Source organism: Siminovitchia fortis (assembly GCF_007681465.1).
Classification (GTDB): domain Bacteria; phylum Bacillota; class Bacilli; order Bacillales; family Bacillaceae_C; genus Siminovitchia; species Siminovitchia fortis.
Window position 1 is genome coordinate 20,100 of record NZ_VEKZ01000032.1, and the last position, 18,353, is coordinate 38,452.

20 protein-coding genes are annotated in these 18,353 nt (G+C 44.2%); 7 read left to right on the top strand and 13 right to left on the bottom strand.

Annotation, left to right across the window (positions count from 1 at the left end; translation table 11 throughout):
- Window positions 1-36: 36 nt before the first annotated feature.
- Both deoD and FS666_RS11395 read right to left on the bottom strand, forming a co-directional pair.
- Entirely contained in the window at window positions 37-747 is a 711-nt protein-coding gene (gene deoD, locus FS666_RS11390) for a purine-nucleoside phosphorylase (RefSeq protein ID WP_144462249.1), read from the bottom strand.
- 230 nt (window positions 748-977) lie between these two features.
- Window positions 978-1,928, bottom strand: a complete 951-nt coding sequence (locus FS666_RS11395; protein WP_235870429.1) for an NAD(P)H-dependent flavin oxidoreductase — start codon at window positions 1,926-1,928, stop codon at window positions 978-980.
- 78 nt (window positions 1,929-2,006) lie between these two features.
- Between FS666_RS11395 and FS666_RS11400 the strand changes: the two genes are divergently transcribed.
- Window positions 2,007-2,525 (top strand): gamma carbonic anhydrase family protein, encoded by a 519-nt coding sequence (locus tag FS666_RS11400; RefSeq protein ID WP_120075995.1) that lies wholly within the window; start codon window positions 2,007-2,009, stop codon window positions 2,523-2,525.
- Between the two features lie 46 nt (window positions 2,526-2,571).
- Here the strand turns inward: FS666_RS11400 and paaX are convergent, their stop codons facing one another.
- The 10 genes from paaX to FS666_RS11450 form a co-directional block, all read right to left on the bottom strand.
- Complete coding sequence (gene paaX, locus FS666_RS11405; RefSeq protein ID WP_120072928.1) at window positions 2,572-3,453, bottom strand: phenylacetic acid degradation operon negative regulatory protein PaaX; 882 nt, start codon at window positions 3,451-3,453, stop codon at window positions 2,572-2,574.
- A gap of 100 nt (window positions 3,454-3,553) precedes the next feature.
- A complete protein-coding gene (locus FS666_RS11410) occupies window positions 3,554-4,756 on the bottom strand; it encodes a thiolase family protein (protein ID WP_144462251.1) in 1,203 nt (400 codons plus the stop codon).
- Between the two features lie 20 nt (window positions 4,757-4,776).
- A complete protein-coding gene (locus tag FS666_RS11415; RefSeq protein WP_144462253.1) occupies window positions 4,777-5,625 on the bottom strand; it encodes a 3-hydroxyacyl-CoA dehydrogenase in 849 nt (282 codons plus the stop codon).
- Between the two features lie 74 nt (window positions 5,626-5,699).
- Complete coding sequence (paaD, locus tag FS666_RS11420; protein ID WP_144462275.1) at window positions 5,700-6,197, bottom strand: 1,2-phenylacetyl-CoA epoxidase subunit PaaD; 498 nt, start codon at window positions 6,195-6,197, stop codon at window positions 5,700-5,702.
- Window positions 6,198-6,219: 22 nt separating this feature from the next.
- Window positions 6,220-7,026 carry a 1,2-phenylacetyl-CoA epoxidase subunit PaaC gene (gene paaC, locus FS666_RS11425; protein WP_144462255.1) on the bottom strand — a complete coding sequence of 269 codons (807 nt, stop codon included), beginning with the start codon at window positions 7,024-7,026 and terminating at the stop codon, window positions 6,220-6,222.
- Window positions 7,027-7,028: 2 nt separating this feature from the next.
- The gene (gene paaB / locus FS666_RS11430) at window positions 7,029-7,373 is read right to left on the bottom strand and encodes a 1,2-phenylacetyl-CoA epoxidase subunit PaaB (RefSeq protein WP_120072937.1); all 345 of its coding nucleotides are present in this window, start codon (window positions 7,371-7,373) and stop codon (window positions 7,029-7,031) included.
- Between the two features lie 12 nt (window positions 7,374-7,385).
- The gene (paaA, locus tag FS666_RS11435) at window positions 7,386-8,342 is read right to left on the bottom strand and encodes a 1,2-phenylacetyl-CoA epoxidase subunit PaaA (RefSeq protein ID WP_144462257.1); all 957 of its coding nucleotides are present in this window, start codon (window positions 8,340-8,342) and stop codon (window positions 7,386-7,388) included.
- Window positions 8,343-8,447: 105 nt separating this feature from the next.
- Entirely contained in the window at window positions 8,448-8,696 is a 249-nt protein-coding gene (locus tag FS666_RS11440) for a ferredoxin (RefSeq protein ID WP_120072941.1), read from the bottom strand.
- A gap of 22 nt (window positions 8,697-8,718) precedes the next feature.
- Window positions 8,719-9,723: an NAD(P)/FAD-dependent oxidoreductase gene (locus tag FS666_RS11445; RefSeq protein ID WP_144462259.1), complete on the bottom strand. Its 1,005-nt coding sequence runs from the start codon at window positions 9,721-9,723 to the stop codon at window positions 8,719-8,721.
- A gap of 33 nt (window positions 9,724-9,756) precedes the next feature.
- A complete protein-coding gene (locus FS666_RS11450; protein WP_144462261.1) occupies window positions 9,757-11,091 on the bottom strand; it encodes a phenylacetate--CoA ligase family protein in 1,335 nt (444 codons plus the stop codon).
- Between the two features lie 444 nt (window positions 11,092-11,535).
- Here FS666_RS11450 and FS666_RS11455 point away from each other — a divergent pair, with 444 nt between their 5' ends.
- The 5 genes from FS666_RS11455 to FS666_RS11475 all read left to right on the top strand — a co-directional run bounded on the left by FS666_RS11455 (window position 11,536) and on the right by FS666_RS11475 (window position 16,589).
- Window positions 11,536-12,726, top strand: coding sequence for an ABC transporter substrate-binding protein (locus FS666_RS11455; RefSeq protein WP_144462277.1), 1,191 nt, complete (start codon window positions 11,536-11,538; stop codon window positions 12,724-12,726).
- A gap of 414 nt (window positions 12,727-13,140) precedes the next feature.
- A complete protein-coding gene (locus tag FS666_RS11460) occupies window positions 13,141-14,022 on the top strand; it encodes a branched-chain amino acid ABC transporter permease (protein ID WP_120072947.1) in 882 nt (293 codons plus the stop codon).
- 3 nt (window positions 14,023-14,025) lie between these two features.
- Window positions 14,026-15,072: a branched-chain amino acid ABC transporter permease gene (locus FS666_RS11465; protein ID WP_144462263.1), complete on the top strand. Its 1,047-nt coding sequence runs from the start codon at window positions 14,026-14,028 to the stop codon at window positions 15,070-15,072.
- Window positions 15,072-15,851: an ABC transporter ATP-binding protein gene (locus FS666_RS11470; RefSeq protein ID WP_186306543.1), complete on the top strand. Its 780-nt coding sequence runs from the start codon at window positions 15,072-15,074 to the stop codon at window positions 15,849-15,851. Before FS666_RS11465 ends, FS666_RS11470 begins: the two co-directional genes overlap by 1 nt.
- Entirely contained in the window at window positions 15,852-16,589 is a 738-nt protein-coding gene (locus tag FS666_RS11475; RefSeq protein WP_144462267.1) for an ABC transporter ATP-binding protein, read from the top strand.
- On the opposite strand, the gene FS666_RS11480 is transcribed toward FS666_RS11475, so the two are convergent.
- Entirely contained in the window at window positions 16,579-17,052 is a 474-nt protein-coding gene (locus FS666_RS11480; protein WP_120072957.1) for a hotdog fold thioesterase, read from the bottom strand. The two genes, FS666_RS11475 and FS666_RS11480, sit on opposite strands and share 11 nt — an antisense overlap.
- Window positions 17,053-17,257: 205 nt before the next feature.
- Here FS666_RS11480 and FS666_RS11485 point away from each other — a divergent pair, with 205 nt between their 5' ends.
- Window positions 17,258-18,340 carry an amidase gene (locus FS666_RS11485; RefSeq protein WP_144462269.1) on the top strand — a complete coding sequence of 361 codons (1,083 nt, stop codon included), beginning with the start codon at window positions 17,258-17,260 and terminating at the stop codon, window positions 18,338-18,340.
- The last annotated feature ends 13 nt before the right edge of the window (window positions 18,341-18,353 follow it).

The following is an 18,353-nucleotide window of genomic DNA, read 5'->3' on the forward strand; positions in this document are numbered from 1 at the left end:
AAAAATCCCACGACTCCAATTCACTTTCAAAAAATTCTATTCCGGACTTTTAATCGCAGATTCCAAAGCTACTTCGATCATATCATTGAAGGTTGTCTGGCGTTCTTCTGCTGTCGTCAGTTCACCAGTCAATATATGGTCGCTCACCGTCAAAATGGACAGGGCATTGCGGCCGAACTTTGCTGCCAATGTATAAAGTGCAGCAGTCTCCATTTCAAGCGCCAAAATGCCGTATTGTGCCCACTTCTCATGCTCGGCATTATCATTATAAAACATGTCTGCCGTAAAAACATTCCCTACCTTTAAATGCAGCCCCTTATTCACACCTTCATCATATGCTCTTTTCAGAAGGTCAAACGATGCAGTTGGCGCATAATCAATGCCGTTAAATGTCAATCGGTTCATCTGGGAATCGGTTGAGGCGGACATCGCAAGAATGACATCCCTTACCTTAACACCTTTTTGAATCGCACCGCAAGTTCCAACGCGGATCAAATTTTGTACATGGTAGCTTTCCATAAGTTCATTAATATAGATGGAAATAGACGGCACACCCATTCCGGTCCCCTGGACGGAAATTCTTTTGCCCTTGTATTCTCCTGTATATCCAAGCATATTTCGAACAGTGTTATAGCATCTTGCATTTTCCAAAAAAGTTTCGGCAATGTATTTGGCTCGCAGCGGGTCACCCGGCAGTAGAACAGTCTCCGCGATGGCAGATTCAGGCGCATTTATATGTATACTCATCTTCGTTCCCCCTTCCATATTTCAATTACTATATTAAATGTTTGCCACCCTTCATGCAAATTAACCCAAGCGAAATTGCGTAAGAAAAAGTGCGAAGTTTACTAGTCGCTGGGCGCTTGAACTGGACAAAGCAACAATACTTTTATATGAATACCCATGAAAAATTTATACTTTCCTTTTAAAAAAATACGCCCGGCAATCATCGGCCGGGCGCTCCTATCAGTTCACCATTACTGGAATTGATCATACACTTGTTTTATTTGATTCCGGGATTGATCCATCATTTCTTCAAGCAGCTGCTTGACAGATGGAATATGCTGAATCAGCCCGGCTGCCTGTCCTCCATTTACATAGCCTCTCTCAAAATCTCCATGCAGAGCTCCTTTAATATGAAACGGCTCAGAGGTCTTTTCCAAAAATTCCTCTGCTGTCATGCCTTTTTTCTCCGCAGCAATTAATGAAGCAGCGTACTCTCCTTTTAGTACCCTTCTGACTCTTCCAAAAGAACGGCCCAGAATGACTGTGCCCAGATCGTCGGAATTAAGAACCTTCTGCTTATATTCCTCATGGAACGGCGCTTCCTTTACAGCGATAAACCTTGTTCCCATCTGGACACCGCTCGCTCCAAGCATGAGGGCAGCGGCCAGCCCCCTCCCATCTGCAATGCCTCCTGCCGCAAAAACAGGGATTTTAACCTTATCGACAATTTGGGGAATAAGCGAAAAAGTTGTCAATTCCAGGCTGGAATTGATTCCGGCAGCTTCAAAACCTTCGGCAACAATCAGATCAGCCCCGGCTTCCTCCGCTTTTACCGCATGCCTGACAGATGCAGCAATCACGATCGCCTTAATGCCGTTTTTTTGTAAAACAGGGATGAATGGAGCGGGGTTTCCGGCAGATAAAGAAACTGCGGCAACCTTATGCCTGATTGCCATTTCGATCAATTCGTCTGTATACTCCGTGACAGAAATTGGGATATTCAATGAGAAAGGCTTCTGCGACCTGCCCTTTATATCGATAATAATTTTCTCTACCTCATCCGGCGGCATTGTGCCCGCTCCCACTGTTCCCAACCCGCCGGCCTCCGAGACGGCTGAAGTTAATTGGGCGTTGCTAATATTGCCCATGCCGCCTTGGATAATCGGATACTTGATGCCCAATAATTCACATGCATGTTTCAAATTTTTCACCATCCTTGAAAAAATGTTATAGTAAAAGAGACGATAAATTTTTAATATTATTTCAATGGAGGTTGCGTAATGAAAATAACGTATAACCAAACGGCTCCAGAAGTTCATCCATCTGTATTTGTCGCCCCGGGAGCCTATTTGATCGGTGATGTCACAGTAGGAATGGAATCGACCATCTGGTTTAATGCGGTCCTGCGCGGAGATGAAGGTCCTGTAAAAGTCGGCCAAAGATGCAGTATTCAAGATAATTCGACCATCCATATGTATGAAGGATATCCTGTCATCATTGAAGACGAGGTCACTGTCGGGCACAATGTTATTTTACATGGATGTAAAATTGGAAAGCGCTCCATTATCGGTATGGGCTCCACTATTTTGGATCATGTAGAAATAGGGGAAGAATGCATTATTGGAGCAAACACATTAATCCCTTCGGGGAAGAAAATACCGCCGAGATCACTTGTCATCGGTTCTCCTGGAAAAGTCGTCCGCGAATTGAATGAAAAAGATTTTGAACTGATTCAATTATCCATAGATACATATGTTCAAAAAGGAAAAGAGTATAACTCAATACTGGCCAAGAGTTAAGTAATACATCTTTGCCTGCCTCCGCGTTTTCAGAAGGCAGGCCATTTCATTTGACAATATAGGGATGGTCATTCGCGTCATAAGCCTCATCTTTTTTCCGCAAGTCATTCCCCTTTTCAAATACAGCTTCGAAAAAATCGCTCGCCGGTTTTGCCAGCAGCTGATAATATTGCCTGAAAAGCAATGCCGCATGGTTGCCGCTCCACATCGGCGGCAGCAATTCCTTTGGTAATCCCGGATCTACAAATAGGAACTTCCGGTATTCATGCACCAGTTTGGTTCTTTCGACAAAGCAGTCGGCATCACTCATTTTTCCTTCATTGAGCAAGCTTTGATGGATAATGAATTGTTTGCCATACACTGAAACAAATTCCTCATATTTTTCTTCAATTTCTTCCAATGGCCAGCTTTTCTTGACTAATTCGGCATTATCTTTCGGTCCGATATATTCAGATGTGAAAAAATCCACAAATTCCTGGATTTCATATTTTTCAATCAGCCATTCCACTTCTTTCTCCAAATTATTGGGAGAAATCCAGCAGCTGTGCGTGAAGCTCCCAAAGCCGCTCCAAAGCAGTTCTTTCCTCAAGTCATCCCTGATTTGTCTTTTTTCTTCCGGGATTGAATACATAAGCATTCTCCATTTTCCATCCCATTCATGGGGGTCCAGCTTAAATATTCTCCGGCCCGCTTCATCTATACGACTGACACCGCGCGGTGTTAAAAAGTAGAAGCTTTTATTTCCCTGCCTCTCCGATTGCAGCCACCCCTGCTTGACCATCCTTGATACAGCCACCCGAACAGCCTGTTCATTATGGCCGAACTCTTTCAGCAGCCGAATCAGGCTGCCGATCCAAATTTTGTTTCCATAATGGCGAATATAATCACCATATATTGTAAAGATCATCGATTGTGTGTTAAGGCCCATACATCCGTCACTCTCTTCTTTTTATCTGAATTATAACATTCCTAACAATAATGAATAAGCAAAACAGGTTCTGGATGTCTGCTGCCTAAACTTTTTTAAATTAAACTTTATTTTCAACGATGACTGAAATTCCCTGTCCAACCCCGATACACATTGTTGCAAGACCGTACTTTGAATCCCGCCTTTTCATTTCGTAAATCAAGGTTGTTAAAATTCTCGCCCCGCTGGCACCAAGAGGATGCCCAAAAGCAATGGCGCCTCCATTTACATTTACCTTCTCCTTGTCCAGGCCAAGCTCTTTCATGCACTGCAAAGACTGAGAAGCGAAAGCTTCATTAAGCTCCACCAAATCCATATCATCCACACTTAATCCTGCCCGCTCCAGGGCCTTTTTACTCGAGTAGATCGGCCCAAGCCCCATGACAGCCGGTTCAAGGCCTGCTACGGCCCCAACTTTATACGTCACAAGGGGCTTTAATCCTAACTCTTCCGCCTTTTCTTTGCTCATTAACAAAAGGGCCGCCGCTCCGTCATTCACGCCGGAAGCATTTCCTGCAGTGACTGTTCCCCCTGGAAAAATAGGCTTTAATTTGGATAGTTTCTCAAATGTAGTATCCGGACGAGGATGTTCGTCACGATCCACAATGATTTCATTCCCTTTTCTGTCCGTATAAACGACGGGAACTATCTCTTCCTTAAAAAGGTTTTCTTCCAACGCCCTTTTAGCTTTCATTTGGCTTTCCAAAGCAAACTCGTCTTGCTCTTCTCTGGAAATGCCAAATCGTTTAGCAACATTTTCCGCCGTTTCCGGCATGGTGTCCGCCCCGTACATTTCCTTCAGCTTTGGATTGGTAAAACGCCACCCGATAGTCGTATCTTGAAGTTCCATTGAACCGCGCGGAAACTCTTTATCAGGCTTGGCCATGACAAGCGGTGCCCTTGTCATGCTCTCCGTTCCGCCGGCGATGAAAATGTCCCCGTCACCAACGGCAATAGCCCTTGCAGCATATATCACCGCATCCAGTCCCGAGCCGCATAGCCTGTTGACAGTCGTTCCCGCAACATTTAAGGGAAGCCCGGCCAATAATGCGGACATCCTGGCAACGTTTCTGTTGTCTTCCCCTGCCTGGTTTGCATTTCCCAGAACAACCTCCTCGATTTCCTCTTTCGGAAGTTTAGTGTTGCGATTGATCAAGGCTTCGATGACGATAGCGCCCAAATCATCCGGCCGGATGTTTTTCAATGCCCCTTTATACCTGCCAAACGGTGTCCTGACAGCATCTACTATCACAACTTCCCTCATTTTTCTATCAACTCTTTTCATTATTTGTAGTCATATACGCCTTTTCCGGTTTTCCGCCCTAATCTGCCGGCTTTTACATATTGCTCAAGCAGCGGTGCCGGCCTGTATTTTTCACCGAGTTTTTCATGAAGGTATTTCAGGTTGTTCAGGCGTGCATCCAATCCTACAAGATCAGCCAGTTCAAAAGGACCCATCGGGTAATTCAAGCCCAGCTTTATCGCCTTATCGATATCCTCCGGCGTGCCAAGGCCTTCCTGAAGCATGTAGAACGCTTCATTCCCTACGAGGGCACTGATTCTGCTTGTGACAAAACCCGGGAACTCATTAATGACAACAGTTTGTTTTCCCATCTTTTCTGCGGTATTTTTAATCGCTTCTACAGTTTCTTCACTCGTTTCCAATCCCTTGACGATTTCGACCAAAGGCATTTTATGGACCGGGTTGAAAAAGTGCATGGCGATTGTTTTGTCAGGCCGTCTTGCATAAGAGGCGATTTCTGTTGGACTCATCGTTGATGTATTTGTCGCAAACAGGCAGTGTCCCGGTGCGCAATTCTCCATCACTTCAAATACCTGTTTCTTTATCTCGGCTTTTTCCGGAACAGCTTCAATGATCAGATCCGCATGAGAAGCCGCCTCTTTCAAGTCTGTCTTGTACACTAAATGATCTTTTAAATGTGAAAAGCTTTCCTTCGTCAGCTTCCCTATAGCCAATCCTTTCTCTGCAATGTTCATTATTTCTTCTTTAGCGTTAAGAAGGGCTTTCCCGCTTACATCAGTGAGGCTGACTGAGTGGCCGGCAGCTGCCGCCACATATGCTATGCCTCTTCCCATAACGCCGGAACCGGCCACCGTAATGTTTTGAATCATTCGTTTTCCTCCCTGTAAAAAAGTACGAATAGAAAACTTGTCATCCTCTATTCGTACAGTGTCTAAACCATTATTCAAATGTTCGAAATCGGTTTCATCGCTTCGAATGGATTTTTGCAAGATTTGCAGTATAAGATGCTTCTGCAGGCTGTCGGACCAAAAATATTTTCCATCGTCACATAAGTTGACCCGCAGTACGGACAGTCAACATGCCAAGTGCCATCTTCTTCCATATGCCGGGGCGGAGGTGCAATTCCGAATTTTCTCAGGCCTTCGTGGCCTTTTGGTGTAATTCGGTCAGATGTCCATGGCGGATCATAAACGAACCGGACTTTCGCTGTTTCTGCCGGGGTAGAAGCCTCAATGGCTTTTACGATATTCCTTTCGATAATTTCCAAAGCCGGACACCCAAGGAATGTCGGCAGTACGTCCACTGTCACCTTCCTGTCATTTATATGGATATTTTCGATCATTCCCAAATCAATTACGCTGACTGTATCAATCTCTGGATCTTTGACAGTATCCAAGATTTCCAATATGGCATGTTTGGAAAGGGGCATGGCTGTCTTCATCATTGATCACTCCTCTTGCATATTACCATGAAGCGGCAGTATCCAGACGGTACACCTCCGAAAGGGTTTCAAGAGCTGAATCCAAGTCGTTCGAATGCTCCCCGATCCGCCCGTTCATTTTCGGTTTTTCAGGGATTTCAGGAAGCTCCAAATCAAGGGATGTGTATGCCTTTTCCAGCTCGGCAAACCATCTTTTCTTCAGAACTGTACCTTCTTCAATCAAACCATAGTCGTAAATGTCTTTCGTCAATTTTCCAAACGCAAACATATCTCCAAAGTCTTTGACAACTTCATCGATTGCATTTTTCATTCTCTCGATTGCCTCGTCGGAGGAGCTCAAGAGCTGTACAAACCAAGTTTTCCAATGAAGCGAATGGTAAAAGAGCTCCAAGTTCACCCTTGCTGCCATTTCAGCCGCAGGCTTATATGAACTGTTTTTCAATGAATCTATTTTCACTTTCTTTGCAGTGGTATAAAAATAGTTTCTTACTACGGCGTAAGCCCAATCATACTTGGGCGTTTCCATATAATAACCTTCACCATTCGGCCTTTCCGCAAGAATGCTGTTTCTGCGTTCCTTGGAAGGGCGCAAATGCGCCAGCTCATCCGCTGTGCCATAACCCAGATCCTCCAGTAAACTGTAAAACATGGTTGCATGACCCATAGTGTCCTGGCTGATGGAGGAGAACGCCACATCTTCCTCGATATGAGGTGCCAATCCGAGCCACTCGGAGCCTCGAAACGAAATCAGAAAATCATCATCTGCCAATTGGAATAACAAATCTGCGACAGCCTCTTTGAATTTCACATCGGTTTTAACATCTGTCATTTCTATCCGTCCCCTCCCCATGAAAGAATTTCTTTTTCATCGAGCATTTTCTGTTCGTATTGCCGCCATTTCTTTTTCAGATAGCCGTAGCCTTTGGCTGTACGGTAATCCTTATTATCCAAACGGGCAACGCTTCTTTTTTCTTCCGGATCCAAAGTGCGGATATGATCCCGCTTTACGACCCATATATCCGCTACGGGTTCTCTCCGCATAAAATTCTCCTGCGCCATGACCAATGCTATTTCTTCATTTGGCGCCAACAGGCAGAATTGATGCTGGATTGGTGATGTTGCGGTGCGTTTGCTGAAAACTTCATACTCATGATAGAACGTGTTTCCGGCAGTCATGACTTTTCCTCCCTATGCTTGGCTGAGCGCTTTCCGCACCCATGCGTTATTTTCATAAGAGACTCTTCTTAAATTCAAGCGTGCCTGGGATCTGGGCCCTTCATTTTTGATGATCTTTTTGAATTCATTCCAGTCCGGCTGCCTGTATTCCCATCTTTCTTCCTCTTCATTGTATTTAAGCGTTGGATCCGGAATGGTTAATCCCAGTGAAAGAATCCGGGGAACGTACTTGTTGAAAAATTCCTGCCTGAATTGCTCATTCGTTTTTGTCCTGATTTTGTACTTGATGGTAACGTCCTGCTTGGATTGCCCTGTCGTATCGCTGCTTGCTGGGCCAAAAAACATCAATAATGCATCCCACCAGCGGTTGAGGGCATCCTGGATCATTTGCTTTTGCTCTTCGGTTCCTTCAGCAAGCGCCATGATAATCGCTTCACCATGCTGGGCATGGAATACTTCCTCTGCACAAATGCGCTGAAGAGCCCTGGCATATGGCCCGTATGATGCTCCGAGCATGTTTGTCTGCGTAATGATGGCCGCTCCATCCACCAGCCAGCCAATCAAACCTGCATCGGCCCATGTTACCGTTTTCATATGAAACACATTATGAAACTTCAAATCTCCTTTAAAAAGATCTTGCATCAAGTCATCCCTGTTTTTTCCATATGGCTTCAATAGATCTTCGGCTACCCTCAATAATAATTGGCCATGCCCCATTTCGTCCTGAACCTTTGCCATAATTCCAAGTTTTCTTCTTAACGACGGCGCTTTTGGCACCCATTCCTTTTCGGGGAGCGCTCCCATAATTTCGCTGATTCCGTGCATGGAAATCAATCTGATCAGGGCTATCCGATATTCTTCGGGCATCCAGTCATCAGCTTCAATTTTATCTCCCGCTTCGATTCTTTCGATAAAATTTTGCAATTTTTCTGCTTCCACAGCTTCTTCGGCATACATCAAGCCCGCCATATATATAACCTCCCAGTTTATATAACAAGGTTTTAACGTTATTGTATGTTATTGTTATATTAAAATCAATCGTTCTCCCCTTGAAATATGATGAAAAGACTTATTTTATCCCGCTTTTTCGACCTGGCCTTCAAACGGCTCATCCGCAACTTTAATTGAATCTGTCGGACATCCGTCGCAGGCATCTTCCAAATCGTCGTACAATTCCTCCGGCACCTGCTCCGTACCCGTATTATCATCCAGGATCACATATGACAGGCCTTCTTCATCATAATCAAAAATATCGGGTGCGCAAGCTCCGCAAGAACCGCAGGCAATACATGTATCCTGATCGACGATAGTATATTTCGGCATAATCGGCATCCTCCTTTTTATATTAAACATTCACCTTTTTGTTTTCCATGACTGTTGTACTGTGAATCGGCTGGACCCTTGATGACGGATCAATTGAAACTTTCGCATTGCTGACTGCAATCGGGGCTTCTCCGAATCCGGTGGCAATCAATTTGACTTTGCCTTCATACGTATTGATATCGCCCACGGCATATACACCTTTGATATTGGTTTCCATCTTTGAGTCAACTACAATTGAATTCTTTTCGATTTCCAGCCCCCAGTCTTTGATAGGTCCCAGAGAAGCGACAAATCCGTAATTACATAAAACGTCATCCACATCGATTGAAATTTCCTCTTTTGTTTTGACGTGCTGTAAAATGACCTGCTCAATCTGCCGGTCGCCTATCAGATCCAACGGCACATAAGGTGTAAAAATATTGACAGAGGATTGGTGAAGTAATTCAGTGCTGTGTTCATGTGCTCTGAATTTATCCCTACGATGTGCTATATTCACTTGTCTGGCAATCGGCTCAAGCATAAGCGACCAATCCACTGCCGAATCGCCGCCGCCGAAAACAAGGACTCGCTTTCCTGAAAACTTTGCCATGTCATCCACGAAATAATGAAGGTTCTCTTGTTCGTACTTCGCCGCTTTTTCCAATGGGAGCTTTCTAGGCTGGAAAGCCCCGTTTCCTGCAGTGATAATGACAGTGCGTGAAAAATGCCTTCCTTTATCCGTAGTCAATATGAAGGTACCGTCGTTTGCCTTTACTAAAGATTCTACTGATTCCTCCAGACATATTTCCTGCTCAAACATTTGCATCTGATTCGTTAAGTTGTCGACCAGCTCCTGTGCACGGACCTTTGGAAATCCGGCTACATCATAGATATACTTTTCAGGATATAAAGCCGTGAGCTGCCCGCCCAGTTGGGGCAGGCTCTCGACAATTTTGACTGACATCTGTCTTAGGCCTGCATAAAAAGCAGTGAACATTCCGGCAGGCCCGCCTCCGATAATCGTTATATCAAATGTTTTATTATCCATTTATATTTTAAAGCACTCCTTTTTGGCATCGGATTAAGAAAGCATTACCGGCCCTGATTTTCTCAAGTCAACGATTCTTATCGCTTTGCCTTCCGACCTTGGAATACTCTTAGGCGTCCCGATCATCGTTTTTACCGAAACGAGGCAGGTCGATTTAATTTCTTGCTTTATTTTCCTTTCAAGCATCTGCACTTGTTCAGACTTAAGATCTCCATTTATTCCGGAGTATAGTTCATCACTTATTTCAACATGCAGCTCTGCACAGTCCATCGGGCCGTCTTTCACCAGTTTGATTTGATAATGGGGAGCCAAGCCTTCGATTTGCAAGAGTACTCGCTCCATTTCGGAAGGGAATACATTCACTCCACGAATGATGATCATGTCATCAGTCCTTCCCTTCACCCTGGACATCCTTGCCGTTGTCCTTCCGCATTCACATTTTTCGCGTGTGATGGAAGCAATATCTCCTGTACGGTATCTGATTAATGGCAGCGCTTCCTTGGTAAGGGTTGTAAAAACAAGTTCTCCGTCCTTTCCGTCTTCCACCGGCTCGAGAGTTTCAGGATCTATCACTTCTACAAGAAAGTGGTCGTCGGCAATATGAAGGCCATCCTGTGCTACATGGCATTCGATCGATACTCCTGGTCCCATAATTTCGCTTAAACCGTAAATATCGACCGCTTTGATTCCGAGCATATCTTCAATCGTTGCGCGCATTTCTTCCGACCATGGTTCCGCCCCGAAAATTCCATACTTCAGGCTGTTATCCCTTGAATCAAGGCCCATATCCTCCATTTTTTCAGCAATGTTTAAGGCATAGGAGGGCGTACATCCAAGTCCCTTTGGCTTAAAGTCTTGAATGGCCAAAATCTGCCTTTCTGTATTTCCGCCGGAAATGGGCACTACCGCAGCTCCCAATTGCTCAGCGCCGTAGTGTAGCCCCAAACCCCCGGTAAACAGCCCATATCCATATGCATTATGAAATATGTCGCCTTTGCTTCCGCCCGCTGCCGCTATAGCTCTTGCAATCAGCTCAGACCAAACGCTGATATCGTTTTTTGTATAACCTACGACTGTTGGCTTTCCGCTCGTCCCGGATGATCCGTGCAGACGGACAATATTTTCTATCGGTTCTGCAAACAATCCAAAAGGATAATGATCCCTCAAGTCCTGCTTCTTTGTAAAAGGCAGCTTCGATATGTCCCCTATACTTTTAATATCATCTATTTTTATTCCATTTTGATCAAACTTCTCTTTATAAAATTTCACCTTGTTATAAACCCTGTTCAATGTTTCCTGTAATCGTACAAATTGCAGCTCTTCCTTCTCTGTAATTGACAGCGTTTCCATTTCAGGGTTATAAATCATTGAATCTACCTCCATTTGTATTTCTTTTCAGCTTTAATGTAACAAAGATGAGTCGATTCCAAGTATATATGTTATATTTGTAATTTAATCTTTTGCCTAAAAAAAGTCAACCATTTTTTCGGAAAATTTGATGTGTTTATAATCATTCTTTTATATTTTTTATTTCCTATATCCAAGAATCCTCTTTATTTAACTTCAGATTTGTCATATACTTGCAATTTTTCAAATTTTATGTTTACAACATTTTTTTATTATGGTATCTTTGTCTCAAGTTGTAAGGGCTTTCTTGCCATCCGTTTTTCTTTTGTAATAAATCAGTTTTAAGGAGGTGATTTAAACAAAGACAAGCTTGCCTATCTGCATAAATAACTAAGGAAATGTGAAAAACCATGAAATCTTCACACTTATTTTACTGTGCTCGAGGGGGGAAAGTATATGAAGAATATGAAAAAATGGCTTTTTGGCCTGCTGACATTTGTTTTGGCAGCTGCACTGGCGGCATGCGGAAATAAAGAGGAAGCTTCTGGCGGAAACTCCGACAGCGGGGATCAGTCCGGAGAAATTAAAATTGGCAGCATCATAGACGCATCAGGCAGTGCTGCTCCACTTGGGAAACCGGAAGAAGAAACGATCAAAATGATCATAGATGAAGTGAATGAGAAAGGTGGAGTCGACGGAAAGAAAATCAAACTCATCTCCATAGATTCCAAATCTGACCAAAACGAAGCCGTTTTGGGTATGAAAAAGTTGATTGAACAGGAAAAAGTTACAGCGATCATCGGCGGAACGATCAGCGGTAACAGCCTGGCGATGATTCCTCTTGCTGAAAAAGCACAGGTGCCATATATTTCTCTTGCTGCGAGCAAACAGGTAAATAAGCCTGACGACAACTCACCGCGTGACTGGACTTATAAGACTGCGCAAGGTGATGACGTAGTTGTCCCGAAATTATTGGAATATTTGGAAGAGGAAAAATTAAATAAAGTCGCGTGGCTCGGTGTTGCGAATTCATATGGTACAAGCGGCCATGAGGAGTTTGAAAAGCTAAAAGATGAATATGGAATTGAAGCTGTCATTGAGGAAGAATTCGAAGCGACTGTAAACGATGCAAAATCCATGCTTACAAGAGTTAAAAAAGCCAATCCACAAGCGATCATCGTTTGGGGAACAGCCCAGGAATCTGCAGTGGTGACTAAAAACATACGTGAAATCGGCTTGGATATCCCGATCATTGAAAGTCATGGAATCGGTACGAAAGAGTTTATCGAACTTGCCGGGGATGCAGCAAACGGCGTCATCTTCCCTGCCGGCAAACTGCTTGTAGTCGATGAGCTTGAAGACAGCGATCCACAAAAAGAAGTGCTGAACCAGTTTAAAGAAAGCTATGAAAGCAAATATAACAAGGCGGCAAGCACTTTTGGCGGACATGCCTACGATGCTGTCCATATTTTGGTCAGTGCATTGGAGGAAGCTGGAACTGATAAGGAAAAATTGCGTGATGCATTGGAGAATACCGAAGGCTTTGTCGGAATATCCGGCGTATTCAACATGTCAGCCGATGACCATAACGGTCTTAAATCCGACAGCCTGGCAATGATTGAAATCAAGGATGGCAGCTGGATAAAAGGAGATTGATTGTATGGCAGGGAATATATTCTATTCCCTGCTTTCTCCTGGTATAGGAAATTATAAAGCGCTTAGGTTGTTGATAATTCATTATCTTTTTGTGCTACGTCCGGCTCCAGCGCCTATCGACTAGCAGACTTCACGCTTCTTCCTACGATAAGTCAACATCGCTCCGCTCCGCTGCGCGTGTTGTCCGGCTGCGAGTGCCATCGGCTCGAGGTCATAAGCCAATCGCTGCTGAAGGCAAACTACGCCTTCTTCAGCGCTCGTCTTATGCTTGTCGCCGATAAGCAGGCACTCTCCGCCTTTCCTTATCCTTTATCTCGTCAGAAGCGCTCCAGTCTGTACGCCGATAAACAGGCGCTTGCGCCTTTGTTCTTAATAATTATTTTCTTTGCAATCACCCTGAAAGGAGTTTAGAGGATGGAGCTCTTAACCCAAATACTTCAATTGGTTTTCTCGGGCTTAACGATTGGGAGCATTTATGCTCTTATCGCTATCGGTTTTGTCATAACATATAATATTACCGGCGTTCTGAATTTTGCCCAAGGAGAATTTGCCATGCTTGGCGCCATGTTCGCCATCACATTTGTGTCTATGAACATGCCCATGCCGGTCGCAATTGTTCTAAGCATTTTGATAGTGATTCTGATAGGCGGAGTTTTTGAGAGGACCGCCATATATCCTGCGAGGAATTCTTCCTTGCCCACTCTTATCATTATTACAATCGGAGTAGCCATCGCCATGCGCGGGCTGGCTATCCTGCTTTGGGGAACCCAGCCTAAATCGCTTGCCCCGTTCACTAAAAACGATCCAATCAATATAATGAATGCTGTTTTGCTTCCCCAAAGCATGTGGGCCATCGGCATTTCGGTCATCAGTTTGATTGCAATGTTCTACTTTTTCAATAAAACATTTGTAGGAAAAGCCGTTACGGCTTGTGTTGTCAATCGCAACGCGGCCCGCTTGATGGGCATCAAACCGGAATGGATGTCCTTCCTCTCGATTTCCGTCAGTGCCGGATTGGGAGCAGTTGCCGGGATTATCATAGCTCCCATTTCAGGCGCCTCCTATGAGATGGGCCTCATGCTTGGAGTAAAGGCTTTTGTGGCAGCCGTCATCGGCGGCCTGACCAATGCTCCTGCAGCCATTATCGGTGCTTTCATGATCGGTATTTTGGAATCATTCACCGAAGGCCTTTGGACTTCCGGCTACAAGGATGCTGTTATTTTTGCCTTGCTATTATTGGTTTTGTTTTTCAAGCCAAGCGGTCTATTTGCCAAAGCAAGCGGAAAGCGGGTATAGCATATGATGAGTAGACATAGCCAGCAAAAGCAGTTGATTGGAATAGCCATTTTGGTTGCGGCTCTCGCCGTCATTCCGTTTTTTGCAAATTCTTTCATGCTGAGTGTCATGATCATGATCGGTTTATATGCCATCGTGACCTCCGGCCTGACGATGCTAATGGGGTATGCAGGCCAAATATCATTGGGGCACGCAGCGTTTTATGGAATCGGTGCCTATTCGGCAGCCATTGTTACAGGTACGTACGGTTTGCCAAGTATATTGGGCATCCTGGCAGGTATTATGATTGCTTCGGCGATTGCTGTCATTATCGGAATCCCTACTTTGAAACTCAAAGAAAACTATTTGGCACTGGCAACGCTGGGGTTCGGCATTATCATATTTGTTTTTTTCAAAGAGTTTAAATCGCTTACAGGGGGATTAAACGGATTTTTTGGTATCCCTTCTTTTGAGCTTTTCGGCTTTTCTTTCAATACGGATATGAAGTTTTATTATTTGGTTTGGCTTATCCTTCTTTTAAGCATTCTGTTTTCCAGCAACATCATCCACTCCCGGGTTGGAAGGGCTTTAAGATCCATCCACGGAAGCGATATTGCTGCCAATTCCATCGGAGTCAATATCCAGCAATATAAATTAAAGGTGTTTGTCCTGAGTGCAATTTATGCCTCCATTGCCGGAAGCCTGTATGCGCATTATGTCTCATTCATCAATCCGGAACTGTTTACAGCCATGGAGTCGATCAACCTGTTAATCATGGTTGTCATCGGCGGCTCCTCCAGTATTTGGGGCGGTATGATCGGCGCAATTGTGTACGTTCTGCTTAATGAAGGATTGAAAGATATTGTCCCTGCGATTCTCCCGAGTGTCGGCGGAGAATTTCAGATCATCTTTTTCGGGATATTGCTTGTAGTCATTTTGATATATATGCCGCAGGGACTTGCGCCGGTATTGGGAAAACTGTGGAACCTGATTCCTTTTGGCAGAAAAAAAGATCGGCCGTCCATCGAGAAAAAGAATGAACCAAAAGTATCGGCAGGAGGTAGTAAATGATGAGCAATCCCTTGCTGGAAGTGAATGGACTTACAAAGTCGTTTGGAGGGGTCGTAGCGGTCAGTGATGTCGACTTTCACCTTAATCCCGGTGAAATCGTTGCAGTCATCGGCCCAAACGGTGCCGGAAAAACAACCTTGTTCAATATGATTACGGGAGTATTGCCTCCAACATCAGGCAAAGTCTATTTCAGCGGAAAGGAAATAACGGGAAAGCAGCCTTTTCAAATCGCGAAAGCGGGAGTTACCCGGACATTTCAAAACCTGCAGGTGTTTGAAAATATGACTGTTGTGGAGAACGTAATGACCGGTGTGCATTGCCGTTTGAAAACTGGTTTTTTAGCTTCCGGTTTTCGGCTGCCGCTTGTACGGAGAGAGGAAAAGCAAGCTTTTGATATCGCCATGCATTATCTGAAAAAAGTGGGAATTGCCGATCTGGCCCATGAGGACTCCAAAGTTCTCCCATACGGAAACCAACGTTTATTGGAAATTGCCAGAGCTGCAGTTTCCTCACCGAAATTGATCCTGCTGGATGAACCGATGGCCGGCTTAAACCCCCAGGAGTCCGCACAGCTCGTACAGGTTATCCGGCAAATGAGAGAAGAAGGCATGTCATTCCTGTTTGTGGAGCATGATATGGAGACGGTGATGGGCATATCCGACCGAATTGTTGTAATAGATTACGGGAAAAAAATAGCTGAAGGTACACCTGCCGAAATCTATGAAAATGAAAAAGTCATCGCTGCCTATTTGGGAACAGATGATGAGGAGGCGATATAGATGCTGCAGGTCAATAATATTCATACGTATCACGGGTATCTGCATGTTTTAAAAGGTATCTCATTTGAGCTTGAAAAAGGGGAAATATTTGCCATCGTAGGTTCCAACGGAGCCGGAAAAAGCACGTTGCTCGGCACCATTGCCGGTGTTTATCTCCAAAAAGAAGGCGACATCATGTACGAAGGCCAAAATATCGGGAAAAAGAAAGTTGAGGAGATTGTTAAGAAGGGTATTTGCCTGGTCCCGGAACGGCGCCAAATATTTGACTCACTCTCTGTTAAAGACAACTTGATGCTTGGAGCCTATCATCGCTTGAAAGAAAGTAAAAAAACATTACAAAAAGACATCGACCGCTGTTATGAACTGTTCCCGAAATTAAAAACAATGGAAAACCGGCCCGGCGGTCTGTTGAGCGGCGGCGAACAGCAGATGCTCGCCATTGCCCGCGGATTGATGTCGAACCCTAAGCTGATGATGCTGGACGAACCCTCATTGGGACTGGCACCGTTGATTGTGAAAGACATCATGAACATACTTGATCATCTGCGGAATGATTTCAATACAACGATCATACTGGTCGAACAGAATGTCAAAGCGGCTTTAAAGGTAGCGGACCGTGCCTGTGTCATAGAACGGGGAGAAATAGTCATAAAAGGAAATGCAAAAGAACTGATGAAAGACCCGCGCGTCAGGGACGCTTATCTGGGAGGAAAAAAGGAGACCAGCTTCATTTCTTGAAGCCGGTCCCTTTTTCCATTTCTTCTACTGAAACAAAAAAATCATTTTTACGATATACCGTTGCATCCATTGTCGCAAGCAGTTCATCCTCACAAAACACTTTAATCTTATACCAGGCAAGCCTGTTGCTCCTCTTTTCTTCTGTTGCTTCAGCCCGCAATATATCTCCTTCTTGTGCAGGTGCCATAAAATTCATGGTCGTAGTCAGCCCTACGGCTGTCTTCCCATAAGAATTGCTGGCCGAAGCAAATACATAGTCTGCCAAAGCAAACAGGATAGCGCCATGCACCGTTTCGTGCGAATTAAGCATATGTTTTTGTACTTCCAATGCAGCAGATGCTGTTCCCTCCCCTAGCGTCTCCAGCTTTATTCCCAAATGCCGGGCATAAGGCTCCTGTTCTAAAACGGAAAAAATCTCATCATAGAATGATTGATGAACTTTTCTTTCATCCACTTTGTTCATAAAAACTCCCTCCTTCGTCACCTTTGCAAACGATTCTCAGTGTAATTTTTAGCAAGGGCTGTTTATTTGTATCAATTTATAAACGAATTATATATTTTTTGTTATATTAAATCAACCAAACTTTTTGAAATTTGGATAAATACTGTCGCCAATATGATAAAATAGTCTCAGCTGCCGGACAATTAAAATAGATGGAGGTTTTAAAATGATGTCAATCAAGGAAATGCTTGAAGGCTACAAGGCAAAAAAGTTTTCGCCTGTTGAGGTCACGAGAGAATATATTAACAGGACAAAGCGGGCAAAAGCGCTTAACGCCTTTATTGAATTGACCGAAGAAACTGCCTTAAACCAAGCGAAAATAGCGGAATCCCGCTGGTCTATAGGACAGGCTGGAAAGCTCGAAGGAATACCGTTGTCGTATAAGGACAATATCTATGTAAAAGGAATACCGGCAACAAGCGGATCAATCATTGACCGCGACTTTGTTCCAACTGAAAATGCTCCCGTCATTCAAAAACTTCAGAACGAAGGGGCCGTCATGATCGGAAAAACGAATATGCATGAATTTGCCTTTGGAATAACAAACAATAACCCTTTTTACGGACCTGCGAGGAACCCTTGGAATCCAGACTATATTTCCGGGGGATCAAGCGGTGGGTCTGCCGTTTCAGTCGCAGCCAATTTAAGTGCGGCTTCCATAGGAACAGATACGGGAGGCTCCATCAGAATCCCCGCCTCCTGCTGCGGACTGATCGGATTAAAGCCGACGCACGGTCTGATCAATAATTCCGGTACCACTCTCATTTCGTGGTCAATGGACCATACCGGTCCTATTGCGAAAAATACTGCTGACCTGGCATTAGTTATGGAAGCAATGACGAATACAAGCTATACATATGAAAATACTACTTTAAAAGGTTGGAGAATCGGTATTCCTTCCACTTATTTTACAGACCGGATGGAACCAGAAATATTGGAAGTATATAAGGATACATTGAAAAAGCTCGAAAAACTGGGAGCCTTGCTTTTTGAAGTAGAGCTGCCACATGCTGAAGAGGCAGGCTCATTAACTTTTACAGTGGCGATGGCAGAGGCCGGATATGTTCATAGAGAAAGGATTGCCGAAAATATAGACAAATACGGAAATGATGTAAAAGCTGTCATGGAATCGAGCTCGGCAATTTCGGCAATCGAATATATTAACGCCCTTACAAGAAAAGAACAAATAACGGCCGAATGTTTGAGTCAAGTATTTGTGGGCAGAAATTTTCGCCCTTTAATTTTGTAAGCACTTTCATACT